Genomic DNA, 15,165 nt, shown 5'->3' with positions numbered 1-15,165 from the left:
TCGCCCGCCTCTATGCTTCGCGTCCTGATAGCCCTCGTTCTGACCTGCTTGCTCCAACCGGCCTTTGCCGACGAGCGCGCGCAAACCCAACAGCAGTTGGAAGCCACGCGCCAGGACATTGCCGAGCTGAAAAAGCTGCTGGGCAAGTTGCAGGAAGAAAAATCCAGTGTGCAGAAAGACCTGCGCGGCACTGAAACCGAGATGGGCAAGCTGGAGAAGCAGGTCGACGCCCTGCAAAAGGAACTGAAGAAAAGCGAATCCGAGCTGCAGCGGCTCGATGGAGAGAAAAAAAAACTCCAGAGCGCGCGCACTGAACAGCAAAAGCTGATCGCCATCCAGGCCCGGGCCGCCTATCAGAACGGTCGCCAGGAATACCTCAAGCTGCTGCTCAACCAGCAGAACCCCGAGAAATTCGCCCGTACCCTCACGTATTACGATTACCTGAGCCAGGCACGCCTGGAACAACTCAAGAGTTTCAATGAAACCTTGCGCCAGCTGGCCAATGTCGAAAAAGACATCGAGCTGCAGCAGGCCCAGTTGCTGGTGCAGAAAAGCAGCCTCGACACCCAGCGCGAAGAACTCGAGAAGGTTCGCAAGGAACGCCAGGTGGCCCTGGCCAAGCTCAATGACGACATGAAGGCCCGCGACAGCAAGCTCAAGGCCCGCGAGCAGGACCAGGCCGAACTGGCCAATGTGTTGAAAACCATCGAAGAGACCCTGGCCCGCCAGGCCCGAGAGGCGGAAGAAGCGCGCCAGAAAGCGCTGATCGCCCAGCAGGAAGCCGAAAAAAAGCGTTTGCGTGAAGCCCAGGCCGACGCGGATCCCGGCGATGCACCGCGCAAACCGGCAAAATCCAGCCCCGGCGCACTGGTTTCCAGTGACGGCGAAACCTTTGGCGGCGCTTTTGCTTCAGCCCGAGGCAAACTTCCATGGCCAGTCAATGGTCGATTGCTTGCGCGCTTCGGTGAAACCCGCGGCGACGACACCCGCACCAAGTGGGACGGGGTAATGATCAGCGCCTCGGCCGGCAGCCAGGTACATGCCGTGCATGGCGGGCGCGTGGTATTCGCCGACTGGTTGCGCGGTGCCGGCCTGCTGGTGATCCTCGATCACGGCAACGGTTACTTGAGCCTGTACGGCCACAACCAGACGCTGCTCAAGTCGGCGGGCGATGTGGTCAAGGCCGGAGAGTCCATCTCCACGGTCGGTAACAGTGGCGGGCAGGATACGCCAGCACTGTATTTCGCTATTCGTCAGCAGGGTCGCCCCAGTGACCCGGCCCAATGGTGTCGTGCGCAAGGATAAGCGCGCCCATCCTATTAAGGAGTTCGTTCGACATGCTGCATTTGTCCCGCCTTACCTCGCTGGCCCTGACGATCGCCCTCGTGATCGGTGCCCCCCTGGCTTTCGCCGCCGAACCGGCCCCGTCAGCCCCCGCCGCAACCGCCGCAACCACCAAGGCGCCGCTGCCGCTGGACGAACTGCGCACCTTTGCCGAGGTCATGGACCGGATCAAGGCCGCCTACGTGGAACCGGTGGATGACAAGATGCTGCTGGAGAACGCCATCAAGGGCATGCTCAGCAACCTTGACCCGCACTCGGCATACCTGGGCCCGGAAGATTTCGCCGAGCTGCAGGAAAGCACCAGCGGCGAGTTTGGCGGCCTGGGCATCGAGGTCGGCAGCGAAGACGGCTTCGTCAAGGTGGTCTCGCCAATCGACGACACGCCTGCTTCCAAGGCCGGCATCCAGGCCGGTGACTTCATCGTCAAGATCAACGGCCAGCCGACCCGCGGCCAGAGCATGACCGAAGCCGTGGACAAGATGCGCGGCAAGATCGGCCAGAAGATCACCCTGACCCTGGTACGCGACGGTGGCACACCGTTCGACGTGACCCTCACGCGGGCGGTCATCCAGGTCAAGAGCGTGAAAAGCCAGTTGCTGGAGTCGGGCTACGGCTACATCCGCATCACCCAGTTCCAGGTCAAGACCGGCGAAGAAGTCGCCAAGGCCCTGGCCAAGATGCGCAAGGACAACGGCAAGAAACTCAACGGCCTGGTCCTGGACCTGCGCAACAACCCCGGCGGCGTGCTGCAATCAGCCGTGGAAGTGGTGGATCACTTCATCACCAAGGGCCTGATCGTCTACACCAAGGGCCGCATCGCCAATTCCGAGTTGCGCTTCTCGGCCACTGGCAACGACTTGAGCGAAGCCGTGCCACTGGTGGTGCTGATCAACGGCGGCAGCGCGTCGGCTTCGGAAATCGTCGCCGGCGCCCTGCAGGACCAGAAGCGCGGCGTGGTCATGGGCACCACCAGTTTCGGCAAGGGTTCGGTACAGACGGTGTTGCCACTGAACAACGACCGCGCCCTGAAGATCACCACCGCGCTGTACTTCACGCCCAACGGCCGCTCCATCCAGGCCCAGGGCATTGTCCCGGACATCGAAGTGCGCAAGGCCAAGATCACCAACGAGCAGGACAGCGAGTACTTCAAGGAAGCCGACCTGCAAGGTCACCTGGGCAATGGCAACGGCGGTGCCGACAAGCCGACCGGTTCCGGCGCCAAGGCCAAGCCAATGCCCCAGGATGACGACTATCAGTTGGCCCAGGCCTTGAGCTTGCTCAAAGGGTTGAACATCACGTCCGGCCGCTGAGATGGGCCTGCGTTTCACCTTCGTCCTGCTATGCCTGCTGGCGGGGGCCGTTAACGCGGCGCCCGCCACGCCCTCTTCGCCGCACAAGGCGTACCTGAGCCTGATCATCGACGACCTGGGGCAAAACCTGCCTCGGGACCGTCGGGTTCTGGCCCTCCCCGGGCCGGTCACCACCGCGATCATGCCCGACACACCCCACGCCGCCGAATTCGCCCGCGAAGCCCATCGCGCCGGCAAACTGGTCATGCTGCACATGCCCATGGACCCGGCCACCGGGCCGTTCGCCTGGCATCCGGACCTGTCCATCGAAGAACTGGGCAAGCGCCTCGACGCCGCGTTCGCCGCCGTGCCCTACACCAGCGGGATCAACAACCACATGGGCAGCCGCATGACCGCCCAGCCCGAGGCCATGGCGTGGCTGATGGCGAACTTGCAGCAACGCCACAAGTTTTTCGTCGACAGCCGCACCAGCGCCCAGACCGTCGCCGCCGCCGAAGCGCAAAAGATCGGCCTCGCCAGTGTGTCGCGGGATGTGTTCCTGGACGACGAGCGCACCGAAACCGCCATCGCCCAACAGCTGCACACCGCCATCGACCTGGCCCGTCGACAAGGCTCGGCCGTGATGATCGGCCATCCCTATCCGCAGACCCTGGCGGTACTCGAGCGCGAGCTACCCAAGCTCAAGGCCCAGGGCATCGAATGGATCGACATCAAGTCGATGATCAGCCTGCGCAGCAATCGGGCGATGGCTGGGCATGGGAAGGATGGGGTTTATCGGTAGCGGCGACCGCGTCGCCGCCATCGCGAGCAAGCTCGCTCCCACAACGGTTCTGCATCGGGCACAAGATTGACGCTCACAGCAGATCCCCTGTGGGAGCGGGCTTGCTCGCGATGACGGCGACACATCCAACATCTCTGCAAGCTGACCCACCGCTTTCGCGAGCAAGCTCGCTCCCCCAGGTTTGTTCCAGGGGTCAGAGATACCGCGCCATGATCGCGTCCACCGCCCCTTCCTTGCGGAGTTCATCCAAGGCAGCCTGAAGCCGGGCGACCACGTCATCGGGCACGTTCTTGTTCAAGGCCAGGTACAGCTCGGCACTGTTGAAGCGCAGCACGGTCTTGAGATCGTTCACCCCTTCCTGGCGCGCCAGGTAACGTCCGGCCGGGTCCCCGGTGGCCCACAGGTCGATCTGGCCGTTGACCAGTTTCCTGGCGTTGTCCTGATCGCGCAACACGACAATCGGCTTGAGCCCCTGCTTGGCCAACGTCTCGGCGATTGCATCGCCCTTGTAGGCACCGATCTTGTATTGACGCGCCTGCTCCAGCGAGTCGAGCGCGATCTTGCTGTCGGCCTTGGCGAGCATGATCCAGTCGTCCGGACCGATGGGGCCGACCCATTTGAAAAGCTTCTCACGCTCCGGCAACCGCGCCATGACAAACACACCGTAACCCGGATTTTCCAGGGCGAGTTTGTAGATGCGCTCCCAGGGGAAACGTAGCGTCAGACTGTAGGAGATATCGGCGCGCTTGAATATTTCGCGGACGATGTCCACGGCAATGCCATGGATGTTCTCGTCCTGGGCGAAGTTCTTGCCGTTCTTGGCCATGTTGTACGGGGGGAAGTTTTCCGTCAGCAACACCAGCGATGTATCAGCGGCACGGACAGTGCCTGCGAGCAGCAACGTGGCACCGGCAAAGGCAAGAACGAGGCGTTTGAGCATGTCGGGCTACCGCAATCCATGGTGTACCCAAGAGTGCCTTGGGCCTGCAAACATGTCCACCGCCCGTTACTTTCGTGACGCTTCGACTCCTCAGAATAGAAGTTCGTGAGGTTGCAACTGAGGTAACTAATTACCGCCATCCGCACGCCTGCGACTGATTAATTGAAAACCCCGGCCGTTGCCGGTTCCGTTCAATTAATCAGAGACATTATCCGATGAGAACACTCTCTTTCCTGCTGGCTGGCGCGCTTTATTCGCTGGTTCCAAACGCTATCGCACAACCCTTGGATTACGGCGAAAACGTGCAGAACTTCACGGCCTCGAAGGTCCTTGAAAATGCCGATGGATCACACGACCACTGGCGAGGTATCGGGCGCCTGTACATCAAAGGTTTTTGTACCGCTACACTTCTCGACACCCGTGAACCTTCATTGACCGGGCCAACCCCTGCCTATGTACTCACCTCAGGGCACTGTATCGAAACAGGCAATGGCAACATCGTGACGGATAAGCCTGTGAGCGGAATCATGCAGTTCGATTACTTTGCCGACACGGCTCAATTCAAAACCTATTCGCTGAAAAAAGTCGCGTGGCGCAGCATGCAAGGTGTTGATCTGGCCATCGTCGAGTTGGCCACCAGCCTTCAGGAACTCATCAGCGAAGGGATACAGCCATTGGAACTGGCCCGGCAAAAACCGGCCTACGACACTGATGTCTTGGTTGTGAGCGCCCCGCTCGGTTTCGAGAATGCCACGTTGCGCATGGCCGCCTGCACCTTGCAACCCGCCCAGGAAATCATTGAAGGCCCATGGGTATGGCGAAGTAACTTGATGACTCGCTGCCAGGACATAGCGGGAGGCAGTTCAGGAGGGCCCATTCTCGATCGCTATTCAAACGAGATCATCGGCGTGATAGGCACCGGCAACCTGACTGCCGGCCTGGTTCCATGCGACGAAGATGCGCCCTGCACGCGAATAGGCGATAGCTACAAGGCGATTTCGGAAAATATATACGGGAACCCCACGGTTTTTCTCAATGGCTGCTTCATACGAGGCCATCTGGCCAGCGACGCGTCTGCATCTTGCTCGCTCTATCCGGCCTTTACCGTGAGCGCTGACTCGGACGCTCCGGCAAGGTACAGGAAGTTGAAGAAAAGAGACGACGGCACGGTGCACATTCCAACGTGGAATTACCGCTTTTCCATCAGCACGGCGTTTTATCGCTATAAAACCGTCCGCACCGCAAAGGACTGCGAAAGCGGCCACCACTACAGTGATGCGATCAGTGCCGACGACAGTTTCATAAATTCCGAGATCGGTAACCGGCCCGGTTTCTATTTCCTATGCATCCTCGGTGTCGATTCCGCCGCTCAAGGCGCTGAATTCGGACTCATCAAGAACAGCCTGTCTCTTCCAGTGGAAATCCTGGATGACATTCCAACGGCGCAACCCGATTTATCGATCACCACCGGCGTCACCGTTGAGTTGGCCCGCACCGAAAAACATGAGAGCTACGCCGTCAAGTTCGGTCCGGTAGAGAGCACGGATTGCTCGAAGGACGCCGAATACGCAACCCACACCTACCTGGAGCTCTGGTTTGACGATGCAAAACTGCCGGTGAAACTCTGCACGATCGCCTACGACAAATCAGGACAGGCATCCGAGCCGAGGATCGACATCTTGAAGCCCACGACAGGCTCGCGAGATGCCGCTCCGGCGGCTTCCTGATTCAAGGCACCGGCTTTGTCGGCGCCGGCTCAGCGAATGACAATCCCGCGCTGGGCCATGTAGGCCTTGGCTTCCGGCACGGTGTACTCGCCGAAGTGGAAGATGCTCGCCGCCAGGACCGCGCTGGCGTGCCCCTCGATGATACCGTCGGCCAGGTGCTGCAAGTTGCCGACACCGCCGGACGCGATCACCGGAATGCCCAGGGCATCGCTGATGGCACGGGTGACGCCCAGGTCGAAGCCGTTTTTCATGCCGTCCTGGTCCATGCTGGTCAGCAGGATTTCACCGGCGCCCAGGCCTTCCATCTTCTTCGCCCATTCGACGGCGTCCAGGCCCGTGGGCTTGCGACCGCCGTGGGTGAAGATTTCCCAACGCGGGGTTTCGCCCGGGCCGGAGACTTTCTTGGCATCGATGGCCACGACAATGCACTGCGAGCCGAAGTGCTGGGCCGCTTCGCCGACGAATTCCGGGTTGAACACTGCCGCGGTGTTGATGGACACCTTGTCCGCACCGGCATTGAGCAGGTTGCGGATGTCCTGCACGGTGCGCACGCCACCGCCCACGGTCAGCGGGATGAACACCTGGCTGGCCATGCGCTCGACGGTGTGCAGGGTGGTATCGCGGCCGTCGACGCTGGCCGTGATGTCGAGGAAGGTGATCTCGTCCGCACCCTGTTCGTCGTAGCGACGGGCGATTTCCACCGGGTCGCCGGCGTCACGGATGTTCTCGAACTTCACACCCTTGACCACCCGGCCGTTGTCCACGTCCAGGCAAGGGATGATGCGTTTGGCCAGCGCCATGGTGAGTCCTCAGCCTTTGTAGGAGTCGCAGAAGGCCTGGGCCTCGGCGACGTCCAGGGTGCCTTCGTAGATCGCGCGACCGGTGATCGCACCGATGATGCCCGGCGCCTTGGCGTCGAGCAGTGCCTTGATGTCACCCAGGTTGTGGATGCCACCGGAGGCGATCACCGGAATCTTGGTGGCGGCAGCCAGGGCGGCGGTGAACGGGACATTGCAGCCCTGCATCATGCCGTCTTTGGCGATGTCGGTGTAGACGATGGCAGACACGCCGTCGGCTTCGAAACGCTTGGCCAGGTCGATCACCTGCACGGTGCTGACTTCGGCCCAACCGTCGGTGGCGACAAAACCGTCCTTGGCGTCGAGGCCAACGATGACCTTGCCCGGGAACGCGCGGCACGCTTCGGCAACGAACTCAGGCTCCTTCACCGCCTTGGTGCCGATGATCACGTAGCTCACGCCGGCCTTGACGTAGTGCTCGATGGTTTCCAGCGAGCGAATGCCGCCGCCGATCTGGATCGGCAGGTTCGGGTAGCGCTTGGCAATGGCCGTGACCACCTCGCCATTGACCGGCTGCCCTTCGAAGGCGCCATTGAGGTCGACCAGATGCAGGCGACGGCAGCCGCCCTCCACCCACTTGGCGGCCATGCTCACCGGGTCATCGGAAAACACCGTGGAGTCTTCCATGCGGCCCTGACGCAGACGTACGCAAGCGCCGTCCTTGAGATCGATAGCGGGGATAATCAGCATCTGGCAAACCTTCAAATACGAATATTCAGCTTGGCTCGAAAATCAATTTTTCTCGAGCGCCCACAAGTCGCTTTCAATGCTGTCGAACCTTTCTTTAAGGTGCGTCTGCACATCGAAAATCGCCCTGTTGTAATAGTGCGGCGCAATTTCGCGGGTAAACAGGTCAAGAATTTCCGCCGCTTCGAACGAACCCAGGTCCAGTTCGAAACGCTCCTCCATGAACCGCTGGATCTTGCGGTTGGCCTCACTCTCCTGCTCGGGCGTGAGGGTGAGGATCGGCGGTTTCTTGCGGGCCATTACCAGCGTCCGTCCCACGCCGCGAAGTTCTGCAACAGTTGCAGGCCATGGGTATGGCTCTTCTCCGGGTGGAACTGCACGGCGAAGCGCGAACCATCGGCCAGGGCCGCGGCGAAATCGACGCCATAGTGACCGCTGCCCACCACCTGCCGTGCATTGCCGGCGGCGATGTAATAGCTGTGCACGAAATAGAAACGTGCCAGGTCCGGAATGTTGTGCCACAGCGGGTGATCCACCGTCTGCTTCACTTCGTTCCAGCCCATGTGCGGGACCTTCAAGTGCTCGCCGTCTTCATGCAGGTCCTTGCCAAAGAACTTCACCTGGCCCGGGAACAGCGAGATGCAATCGACACCGTCGTTCTCTTCGCTGCGGTCGAGCAAGGCCTGCATGCCCACGCAGATGCCGAGGAACGGACGGTCCTGGCTGACTTCGTGCACCAGTTTGTCGAAGCCCAGGCGACGAATCTCGGCCATGCAATCACGAATCGCGCCGACGCCGGGGAACACCACCCGGTCGGCTTCGCGAATCACGTCGGCATCACTGGTGATCAGCACCTTGCCGGCACCCACGTGCTCAAGGGCCTTGGCCACCGAGTGCAGGTTGCCCATGCCGTAGTCGATAACCGCGACCGTCTGCATTACAGGACGCCCTTGGTGGAAGGCATCTGGCCGGCCATGCGGTCATCGAGCTCCACGGCCATGCGCAGCGCGCGGCCGAAAGCCTTGAACACGGTTTCGATCTGGTGGTGGGTGTTGTGCCCGCGCAGGTTGTCGATGTGCAGGGTCACGTTGGCGTGGTTGACGAAGCCCTGGAAGAATTCCTGGAACAGGTCGACGTCGAAGCCGCCGACGGTGGCACGGGTATACGGCACGTGCATCTGCAGGCCCGGGCGGCCGGAGAAGTCGATGACCACCCGCGACAGCGCTTCATCGAGCGGCACGTAGGCATGGCCGTAGCGACGGATGCCCTTCTTGTCGCCGATGGCTTTGGTAAAGGCCTGGCCCAAGGTGATACCCACGTCTTCCACCGTATGGTGGTCGTCGATATGCAGGTCGCCCTTGCTGACGATGTCCAGGTCGATCAGCCCGTGACGGGCGATCTGGTCCAGCATGTGCTCAAGAAAAGGCACGCCGATATCAAACCGGGCCTTTCCGGTGCCATCCAGGTTGATCGAGGCTTTGATCTGGGTTTCCAGAGTGTCGCGCTCGACAGACGCCTTACGTTCGGCCATCACCAGCTCCGCAAAATCATTGGGCGAAAAAGGCAGCCATTATAGGGGCGCGAGCGGCAAACAGAAACACAAGAGGTGACATCACTGACGGGCTGAACCCCGGGCTGTCGGTGATAGACATGTCCATACAAGCCTTTGCCATCACCCAAAAACGACTGTGGGAGCGAGCTTGCTCGCGATAGCGGTGGGTCAGCCGACCATGATGTCGACTGACATACCCTCATCGCGAGCAAGCTCGCTCCCACACAAGCCCGCTCCCACAAGGGTTGCCCTGGCCGATGGGTCAGGGCAACGGTCTTAGCGGAACAGCACCGCCGTCTTCTGCAGGGTCACCCACACACCCCACGCCAACGGAATGCCCACCACCAGCCAGGCGGCGATCGCCATGAGCTTGGTGCCCGGCGCGGCTTTCCACTCCAGCGACGTGGTGCTGTCGGCCCCCTTGTCGTGGCCCAGCGCCTGTTCGGCGGCCAGTTCGGCGTCGGTCATGAAGTACTTGTCGGCGACCGGACGGACCATCAGGTTGCACAGGAAGCCCAGCACCAGCAGGCCAGCGAGGATGTACAAGGTGATGTCATAGGCCGCGGCGCGTTCAACGCCGATGCTCAGTTGATATTCACGCAGGTAGTTCACCAGCACCGGACCCAGCACGCCCGCCGCAGCCCAGGCGGTCAGCAGGCGACCGTGGATCGCACCGACCATTTGCGTACCGAACAGGTCCGCCAGGTAGGCCGGCACGGTGGCGAAACCGCCGCCGTACATCGACAGGATGATGCAGAACGCCGCCACGAACAGCGCGACGCTGCCCAGGTGACCCAGGTTCGGGATCAGCGCGTACAGGGCGAAGCCCAGGGCGAAGAACACGAAATAGGTGTTTTTACGACCCAGGTAATCCGAGAAGGACGCCCAGAAGAACCGACCGCCGATGTTGAACAAGCTCAACAGACCGGTGAAGCCGGCCGCGATGGCCGCGATCTGGCCCAGTTGCGTAGCGTCCAGCTGGCCGAACGGCAGGTCGTTGCCGAGCAACTTGCCACCGAACACTTCCTGCAACAGAGGCGAAGCCATGCCCAGGATGCCGATACCGGCCGATACGTTCAGGCACAGCACCAGCCAGACCAGACGGAATTGCGGGGTTTTCCAGGCCACGTTCACGTGGACATGGCGATGGGTGATCATCGCGTTCGCGGCTTTCTTCGGCGCCGGGGTCCAGCCTTCAGGCTTCCAGCCGGTCGGCGGGACGCGGTACGACAAAGCGCCACCGATCATGAACACGAAGTAGATCGCGGCCATGACCAGGAAGCTCTGCCATACGCCCACGCCTGTCGGCGAAGCGAAATGGTTCATCAGCGCCGCGGCCAGCGGAGCACCGACCATCGCACCACCGCCGAAGCCCATGATCGCCATGCCGGTCGCCATGCCGCGCTTGTCCGGGAACCACTTGATCAGGGTCGACACCGGGGAGATATAGCCCAGGCCCAGGCCGATACCACCGATCACCCCGGAACCGACCCACATCAGCCAGATCTGATGGGTATAGATACCCAGCGCGGAAATCAGCAGGCCACCGCACCAGCACAGGGCCGATACAACGCCGGCCTTGCGCGGCCCGGCGTGTTCCAGCCAGCCACCCCAGATGGCTGCCGAGCAACCCAGGAAGATGAAGAACAGGGTGTAGATCCAGCCGAGCATCGAGATCGGCCAGTCACATTGGGACGAAAAGACTTGCGAGATGAAACTCATATCCGGTGCACAAGCCACAGGCTTGGTGATACCCAAGGCCTTGGACAGTGGCAGCCAGAACACCGAGAAGCCGTAGGCCATGCCGATGCACAGGTGAATGGCCAGTGCGGCCGGTGGAACCAACCACCGGTTGAAACCGGGCTTGGCGATGATGCGTTCCTTGGAGAGGAACGCAGGCTGGTCGGCGACGCCGCCCGCCGTGATGCTCGTGCTCATTGTGTATCCCCCAGTTATTGGAATGGTCCGTCAGCCACAGCGTCACCCTCAGCCTTCATTGCACGCCGGCATGGCTGTATTTTCCGGTGAAGCTCCATAGTGTGCGACATCAAGTCGCAGAAGGGCGGACGAACGGACAAAGATTATCATTTGATCGCGAACAGAAGAATCAAAGTGACATCACCTTTTTCGTGTCATCTGTCTTATCGCACTATTGTTCGCTTTCTGTAGGGGGCGAACGGTTTATTTTTCAGCCATGCCTGCAAACTGGCCCCGGCGTGCACCTGCAAGCCAGAGCACCGGGACAGCAGTGGCCTGGCGGGCGGCGAAGGATCGAAAAGCGATCGCCCAACGCACCGGCAATCCACAGCGTTATACTCCCAGGCTAAATTTTGAACTCAACCTACAAGGATTCGCCCATGAAAGCGTTCGGCAAAATCCTGGGTCTGGTACTTCTCGGGCTGTTGCTGATCATCGTGGCCCTGGGCTTTGCCCTGACCCACCTGTTCGATCCCAACGACTATAAGGAAGAGATCCGCCAGATAGCCCGCGACAAGGCCCACATCGAGCTGACCCTCAATGGCGATATCGGCTGGAGCCTGTTTCCATGGCTGGGTCTGGAACTGCACGATGCCAGCGTCGCGACCCTGGCCAATCCGACCCAACCTTTCGCCGACCTGCAGATGCTCGGTCTTTCGGTCCGGGTGCTCCCACTGCTGCGCCGGGAAGTGCAGATGAGCGATGTGCGTGTCGAAGGCCTGAACCTGCGGCTCAACCGTGACAAGAACGGCCACGGTAACTGGGAAGACATCGGCAAGGTGCCGGCCTCGGCGACGACGGCGAACGCGCCAGCGACGACGGAACAGCCCGCTCCCACCACCAGTGCCCCGGCGGAAAAACCGGCCCAGCCGACCCGCCTGGACATCGACAGCCTGACGGTGAACAACGCCCGGGTCGAATACACCGACGAGCGGACCGGCAAGCTGTTCACCGCCGAAAGCATCCAGCTGAGCACCGGCCCGGTCCATGATTCCACCAACATCCCGGTTACCCTGACCGCGTTCCTGTCCAGCAACCAGCCGGCCGTGCGCGTGCGCACCGAGATCACCGGCGAACTGCGCTACGAACGCGCCTTGCAGCGCTACAAGTTCGAAGACCTGAAACTGTCCGGCGAAGCCACGGGCGACCCCTTGCAGGGCAAGTCACTGAACTTCGCGGCCCAAGGCCAGCTGTTCCTGGACAAGGCAGCCAACGTCGCCGAATGGACCGGCATCAAGCTATCCCTCAACCAACTGCGCGCGTTGGGCGAACTGAAGGTCAACGACCTCGACAAGACCCCACAATTGAATGGCGGCCTGTCGATTGCCCAGTTCGACCTGGCGAACTTCGTCGACAGCATCGGCCAGACGCTGCCGGCCATGGCCGAAGGCAGCCTGAGCAAGGTCGAGCTGGCCAGCCGCATTGCCGGCACGCCGACCAGCGTCGAATTCAACGACATCAACCTGAAGCTCGACGACAGCAACTTCAGCGGTCGTATCGCCGTGGAAGACTTTGCCAAGCAGGCCCTGCGCGTGCAGCTCAAGGCCGACACGTTCAACGTCGACCGCTACCTGCCGCCAAAATCCGCCGAAGCCGACAGCTCCAAGGCGGCTCGCGAGGCCGAAGTCAGCAATACCGAAGCCAGCGCCATGGCTGGTGCAGGCAGCACACCGTTGCCGAGTGCTCCGACCCAGGGTGCCTGGAGCAACGATCGACTGTTTCCGGTGGAGCGCCTGAGCAAGCTGGACCTCGATGCCGACCTGACTTTCGGGCAACTGACCCTGGATAAACTGCCGATCCAGAACGCCGCGCTCAAGGCCACCGGCCTGGGCGGCCTGCTGACCCTGGAGAACCTGCGGGGTGATCTGTACAGCGGCAACTTCGAAACCAAGGGCACCCTGGACGTGCGCCAACCCACCCCGCTGTTGAGCCTGCAAACCCGCATCAACCGGGTCCCTGCCGAGAAGATCATCGAAAGCCAGGGCAAGAATCCACCGGTCAAAGGCCTGGTCACCGTCAACAGTGCGATCACCGCCACCGGTAATAGCCAGAAGGCCCTGATCGACAGCCTCAACGGCAACGCCGGGTTCGTCATCAACGATGGCGTGCTGCTCAATGCCAACCTCGAACAGCAATTGTGCAAAGGCATCGCCACCCTCAACCGCAAGTCCCTCAGCGGCGAACCCCGGGGCAAGGACACGCCGTTCCAGCAACTCAACGGCAATCTCACCTTCACCAACGGCGTCGCCCACAACCCGGACCTGAAGGTCCGCGTCCCCGGCATGACCGTCAATGGCAACGGCGATATCGACCTGCGGGTGCTGGGCATGGATTACCGCGTCGGCGTCATCGTCGAAGGCGACAAGAGCGACATGCCCGACCCGGCCTGTCAGGTCAACGAACGCTACGTCGACGTCGAATGGCCATTGCGCTGCCGCGGTCCCCTGGAGCTGGGGGCGAAGGCTTGCCGCCTGGACAACGACGGGCTGGGCAAGGTCGCGGCGAAACTGGCCGGCGACCGCCTCGGCGACAAGATCGAGGAGAAGCTCGGCGACAAGGTCAGTCCCGAGCTGAAAGACGCGCTCAAGGGGCTGTTCAAGCGATGAGAGCCGAGCAATTTTCCACCGCGGTACTGGACTGGTTCGACCGCCACGGGCGCCACGACTTGCCTTGGCAGCAAGACATCACCCCTTATCGGGTGTGGGTCTCGGAAATCATGCTGCAACAGACCCAGGTCAGTACCGTGCTCAACTACTTCGACCGGTTCATGGCCTCGCTGCCCACTGTTCAAGCCCTGGCCGCCGCGCCGGAGGACGAAGTGCTGCACCTGTGGACCGGGCTGGGTTATTACACCCGCGCGCGCAACTTGCAGAAAACCGCGAAAATCGTCGTCGAGCAGTACGGCGGCGAATTCCCCCGGGACGTGGAAAAACTCACCGAGCTGCCGGGGATCGGCCTGTCCACCGCCGGCGCCATCGCCAGCATCAGCATGGGCCTGCGGGCGCCGATCCTCGATGGTAACGTCAAGCGGGTGCTGGCGCGCTTCACCGCCCAGGAAGGCTACCCGGGCGAACCCAAGGTGGCGAAACAGCTGTGGGCCACCGCCGAGCGCTTCACGCCGCAAGACCGGGTCAACGCCTACACCCAGGCGATGATGGACCTGGGCGCCACACTCTGCACCCGCAGCAAGCCCAGTTGCCTGCTCTGCCCACTGAAACAGGGCTGCGAGGCCCACATGCTGGGCCTGGAAACCCGCTACCCGATTCCCAAGCCTCGTAAAGAGGTGCCCAAAAAGCGCACCTTGATGCCGATGCTGGCCAACCACGAAGGCGCGATCCTGCTTTACCGTCGCCCTTCCACCGGGCTATGGGGCGGGCTGTGGAGCCTGCCGGAACTCGACGACCTCGACGACCTGCAACACCTGGCCCTGCAACACTCGCTGGAACTGGGCAGCCAACACGAGATGCCAGGCCTGGTGCATACCTTCAGTCACTTCCAGTTGGCGATCGAACCCTGGCTGGTCCGGGTCCGGGAAACCGGCCATCACGTGGCCGAGGCCGACTGGCTCTGGTATAACCTCGCCACCCCGCCGCGCCTGGGCCTTGCCGCCCCGGTCAAAACCTTGCTCGAACGCGCGGCCGCCGTAATGAACGCAGGAGAGTTGCAATGACCCGCACCATCATGTGCCGCAAGTACAAAGAAGAACTGGAAGGCCTGGAACGTGCACCGTTCCCGGGGGCCAAGGGCCAGGACATCTACGACAATGTTTCGGCCAAGGCCTGGGCCGACTGGCAGAAACACCAGACCCTGCTGATCAATGAAAAACGCCTGAACATGATGAACGCCGAAGATCGCAAATACCTTCAGGGCGAGATGGACAAGTACTTTTCCGGCGAAGATTACGCCAAGGCCGAAGGCTACGTACCGCCATCCGAATGAGCTGTTCAGCGCGGGGGCGAATCGTAAGCGACGGTAATAGTTAAATATTTT

14 protein-coding genes are annotated in these 15,165 nt (G+C 61.5%); 7 read left to right on the top strand and 7 right to left on the bottom strand.

Annotated elements, in window-relative coordinates:
* The first annotated feature begins 12 nt into the window (after window positions 1–12).
* From BLO80_RS27355 to BLO80_RS27345, 3 genes are read left to right on the top strand one after another with little or no spacing between them, the layout of a single operon-like run.
* The gene (locus BLO80_RS27355; protein ID WP_092333604.1) at window positions 13–1,305 is read left to right on the top strand and encodes a murein hydrolase activator EnvC family protein; all 1,293 of its coding nucleotides are present in this window, start codon (window positions 13–15) and stop codon (window positions 1,303–1,305) included.
* Window positions 1,306–1,337: 32 nt separating this feature from the next.
* A complete protein-coding gene (locus BLO80_RS27350) occupies window positions 1,338–2,654 on the top strand; it encodes a S41 family peptidase (protein WP_060739610.1) in 1,317 nt (438 codons plus the stop codon).
* Window position 2,655: 1 nt separating this feature from the next.
* Window positions 2,656–3,435, top strand: a complete 780-nt coding sequence (locus BLO80_RS27345) for a divergent polysaccharide deacetylase family protein (protein ID WP_092333602.1) — start codon at window positions 2,656–2,658, stop codon at window positions 3,433–3,435.
* A 193-nt stretch (window positions 3,436–3,628) separates the two neighbouring features.
* Here the strand turns inward: BLO80_RS27345 and BLO80_RS27340 are convergent, their stop codons facing one another.
* Window positions 3,629–4,375 (bottom strand): substrate-binding periplasmic protein, encoded by a 747-nt coding sequence (locus BLO80_RS27340; protein ID WP_092333600.1) that lies wholly within the window; start codon window positions 4,373–4,375, stop codon window positions 3,629–3,631.
* 215 nt (window positions 4,376–4,590) lie between these two features.
* Here BLO80_RS27340 and BLO80_RS27335 point away from each other — a divergent pair, with 215 nt between their 5' ends.
* Window positions 4,591–6,102 (top strand): trypsin-like serine peptidase, encoded by a 1,512-nt coding sequence (locus BLO80_RS27335; RefSeq protein WP_092333598.1) that lies wholly within the window; start codon window positions 4,591–4,593, stop codon window positions 6,100–6,102.
* 29 nt (window positions 6,103–6,131) lie between these two features.
* On the opposite strand, the gene hisF is transcribed toward BLO80_RS27335, so the two are convergent.
* The 6 genes from hisF to BLO80_RS27305 form a co-directional block, all read right to left on the bottom strand.
* A complete protein-coding gene (gene hisF, locus BLO80_RS27330) occupies window positions 6,132–6,902 on the bottom strand; it encodes an imidazole glycerol phosphate synthase subunit HisF (protein ID WP_092333596.1) in 771 nt (256 codons plus the stop codon).
* A 9-nt stretch (window positions 6,903–6,911) separates the two neighbouring features.
* Window positions 6,912–7,649 carry a 1-(5-phosphoribosyl)-5-[(5-phosphoribosylamino)methylideneamino]imidazole-4-carboxamide isomerase gene (hisA, locus tag BLO80_RS27325; RefSeq protein WP_060739613.1) on the bottom strand — a complete coding sequence of 246 codons (738 nt, stop codon included), beginning with the start codon at window positions 7,647–7,649 and terminating at the stop codon, window positions 6,912–6,914.
* A 42-nt stretch (window positions 7,650–7,691) separates the two neighbouring features.
* Window positions 7,692–7,946: a DUF2164 domain-containing protein gene (locus tag BLO80_RS27320; protein ID WP_092201172.1), complete on the bottom strand. Its 255-nt coding sequence runs from the start codon at window positions 7,944–7,946 to the stop codon at window positions 7,692–7,694.
* Window positions 7,946–8,584 (bottom strand): imidazole glycerol phosphate synthase subunit HisH, encoded by a 639-nt coding sequence (gene hisH, locus BLO80_RS27315; protein WP_092253232.1) that lies wholly within the window; start codon window positions 8,582–8,584, stop codon window positions 7,946–7,948. Before hisH ends, BLO80_RS27320 begins: the two co-directional genes overlap by 1 nt.
* Window positions 8,584–9,177: an imidazoleglycerol-phosphate dehydratase HisB gene (gene hisB, locus BLO80_RS27310; RefSeq protein WP_003186751.1), complete on the bottom strand. Its 594-nt coding sequence runs from the start codon at window positions 9,175–9,177 to the stop codon at window positions 8,584–8,586. Before hisB ends, hisH begins: the two co-directional genes overlap by 1 nt.
* Before the next feature lie 297 nt (window positions 9,178–9,474).
* Window positions 9,475–11,136: an OFA family MFS transporter gene (locus BLO80_RS27305; RefSeq protein WP_092333594.1), complete on the bottom strand. Its 1,662-nt coding sequence runs from the start codon at window positions 11,134–11,136 to the stop codon at window positions 9,475–9,477.
* Window positions 11,137–11,555: 419 nt separating this feature from the next.
* Between BLO80_RS27305 and BLO80_RS27300 the strand changes: the two genes are divergently transcribed.
* The 3 genes from BLO80_RS27300 to BLO80_RS27290 are packed head-to-tail and all read left to right on the top strand — an operon-like array spanning window position 11,556 to window position 15,114.
* Window positions 11,556–13,781, top strand: coding sequence for an AsmA family protein (locus BLO80_RS27300; protein ID WP_092333592.1), 2,226 nt, complete (start codon window positions 11,556–11,558; stop codon window positions 13,779–13,781).
* On the top strand, window positions 13,778–14,845 hold the full coding sequence (gene mutY, locus BLO80_RS27295; RefSeq protein WP_072409095.1) for an A/G-specific adenine glycosylase: 1,068 nt from the start codon (window positions 13,778–13,780) through the stop codon (window positions 14,843–14,845). Before BLO80_RS27300 ends, mutY begins: the two co-directional genes overlap by 4 nt.
* Window positions 14,842–15,114, top strand: a complete 273-nt coding sequence (locus BLO80_RS27290; RefSeq protein ID WP_092201180.1) for an oxidative damage protection protein — start codon at window positions 14,842–14,844, stop codon at window positions 15,112–15,114. Before mutY ends, BLO80_RS27290 begins: the two co-directional genes overlap by 4 nt.
* Window positions 15,115–15,165: the final 51 nt, after the last annotated feature.

Source organism: Pseudomonas sp. NFACC56-3 (assembly GCF_900100025.1).
GTDB lineage: Bacteria > Pseudomonadota > Gammaproteobacteria > Pseudomonadales > Pseudomonadaceae > Aquipseudomonas > Aquipseudomonas fluorescens_AA.
The sequence above is the reverse complement of the archived record's forward strand: the minus strand, read 5'-3'. Positions and strand labels throughout refer to the sequence as shown.

What these genes read in the sequence shown, in the direction of transcription:
- BLO80_RS27320 (WP_092201172.1), bottom strand. Translation starts at nt 7,946, where the DNA reads ATGGCCCGCAAGAAACCGCCGATCCTCACCCTCACGCCCGAGCAGGAG.
- hisA (WP_060739613.1), bottom strand. Translation starts at nt 7,649, where the DNA reads ATGCTGATTATCCCCGCTATCGATCTCAAGGACGGCGCTTGCGTACGT.
- BLO80_RS27290 (WP_092201180.1), top strand. Translation starts at nt 14,842, where the DNA reads ATGACCCGCACCATCATGTGCCGCAAGTACAAAGAAGAACTGGAAGGC.
- BLO80_RS27305 (WP_092333594.1), bottom strand. Translation starts at nt 11,136, where the DNA reads ATGAGCACGAGCATCACGGCGGGCGGCGTCGCCGACCAGCCTGCGTTC.
- hisH (WP_092253232.1), bottom strand. Translation starts at nt 8,584, where the DNA reads ATGCAGACGGTCGCGGTTATCGACTACGGCATGGGCAACCTGCACTCG.
- BLO80_RS27350 (WP_060739610.1), top strand. Translation starts at nt 1,338, where the DNA reads ATGCTGCATTTGTCCCGCCTTACCTCGCTGGCCCTGACGATCGCCCTC.
- BLO80_RS27355 (WP_092333604.1), top strand. Translation starts at nt 13, where the DNA reads ATGCTTCGCGTCCTGATAGCCCTCGTTCTGACCTGCTTGCTCCAACCG.
- BLO80_RS27345 (WP_092333602.1), top strand. Translation starts at nt 2,656, where the DNA reads ATGGGCCTGCGTTTCACCTTCGTCCTGCTATGCCTGCTGGCGGGGGCC.
- BLO80_RS27300 (WP_092333592.1), top strand. Translation starts at nt 11,556, where the DNA reads ATGAAAGCGTTCGGCAAAATCCTGGGTCTGGTACTTCTCGGGCTGTTG.
- hisB (WP_003186751.1), bottom strand. Translation starts at nt 9,177, where the DNA reads ATGGCCGAACGTAAGGCGTCTGTCGAGCGCGACACTCTGGAAACCCAG.
- BLO80_RS27340 (WP_092333600.1), bottom strand. Translation starts at nt 4,375, where the DNA reads ATGCTCAAACGCCTCGTTCTTGCCTTTGCCGGTGCCACGTTGCTGCTC.
- mutY (WP_072409095.1), top strand. Translation starts at nt 13,778, where the DNA reads ATGAGAGCCGAGCAATTTTCCACCGCGGTACTGGACTGGTTCGACCGC.
- BLO80_RS27335 (WP_092333598.1), top strand. Translation starts at nt 4,591, where the DNA reads ATGAGAACACTCTCTTTCCTGCTGGCTGGCGCGCTTTATTCGCTGGTT.
- hisF (WP_092333596.1), bottom strand. Translation starts at nt 6,902, where the DNA reads ATGGCGCTGGCCAAACGCATCATCCCTTGCCTGGACGTGGACAACGGC.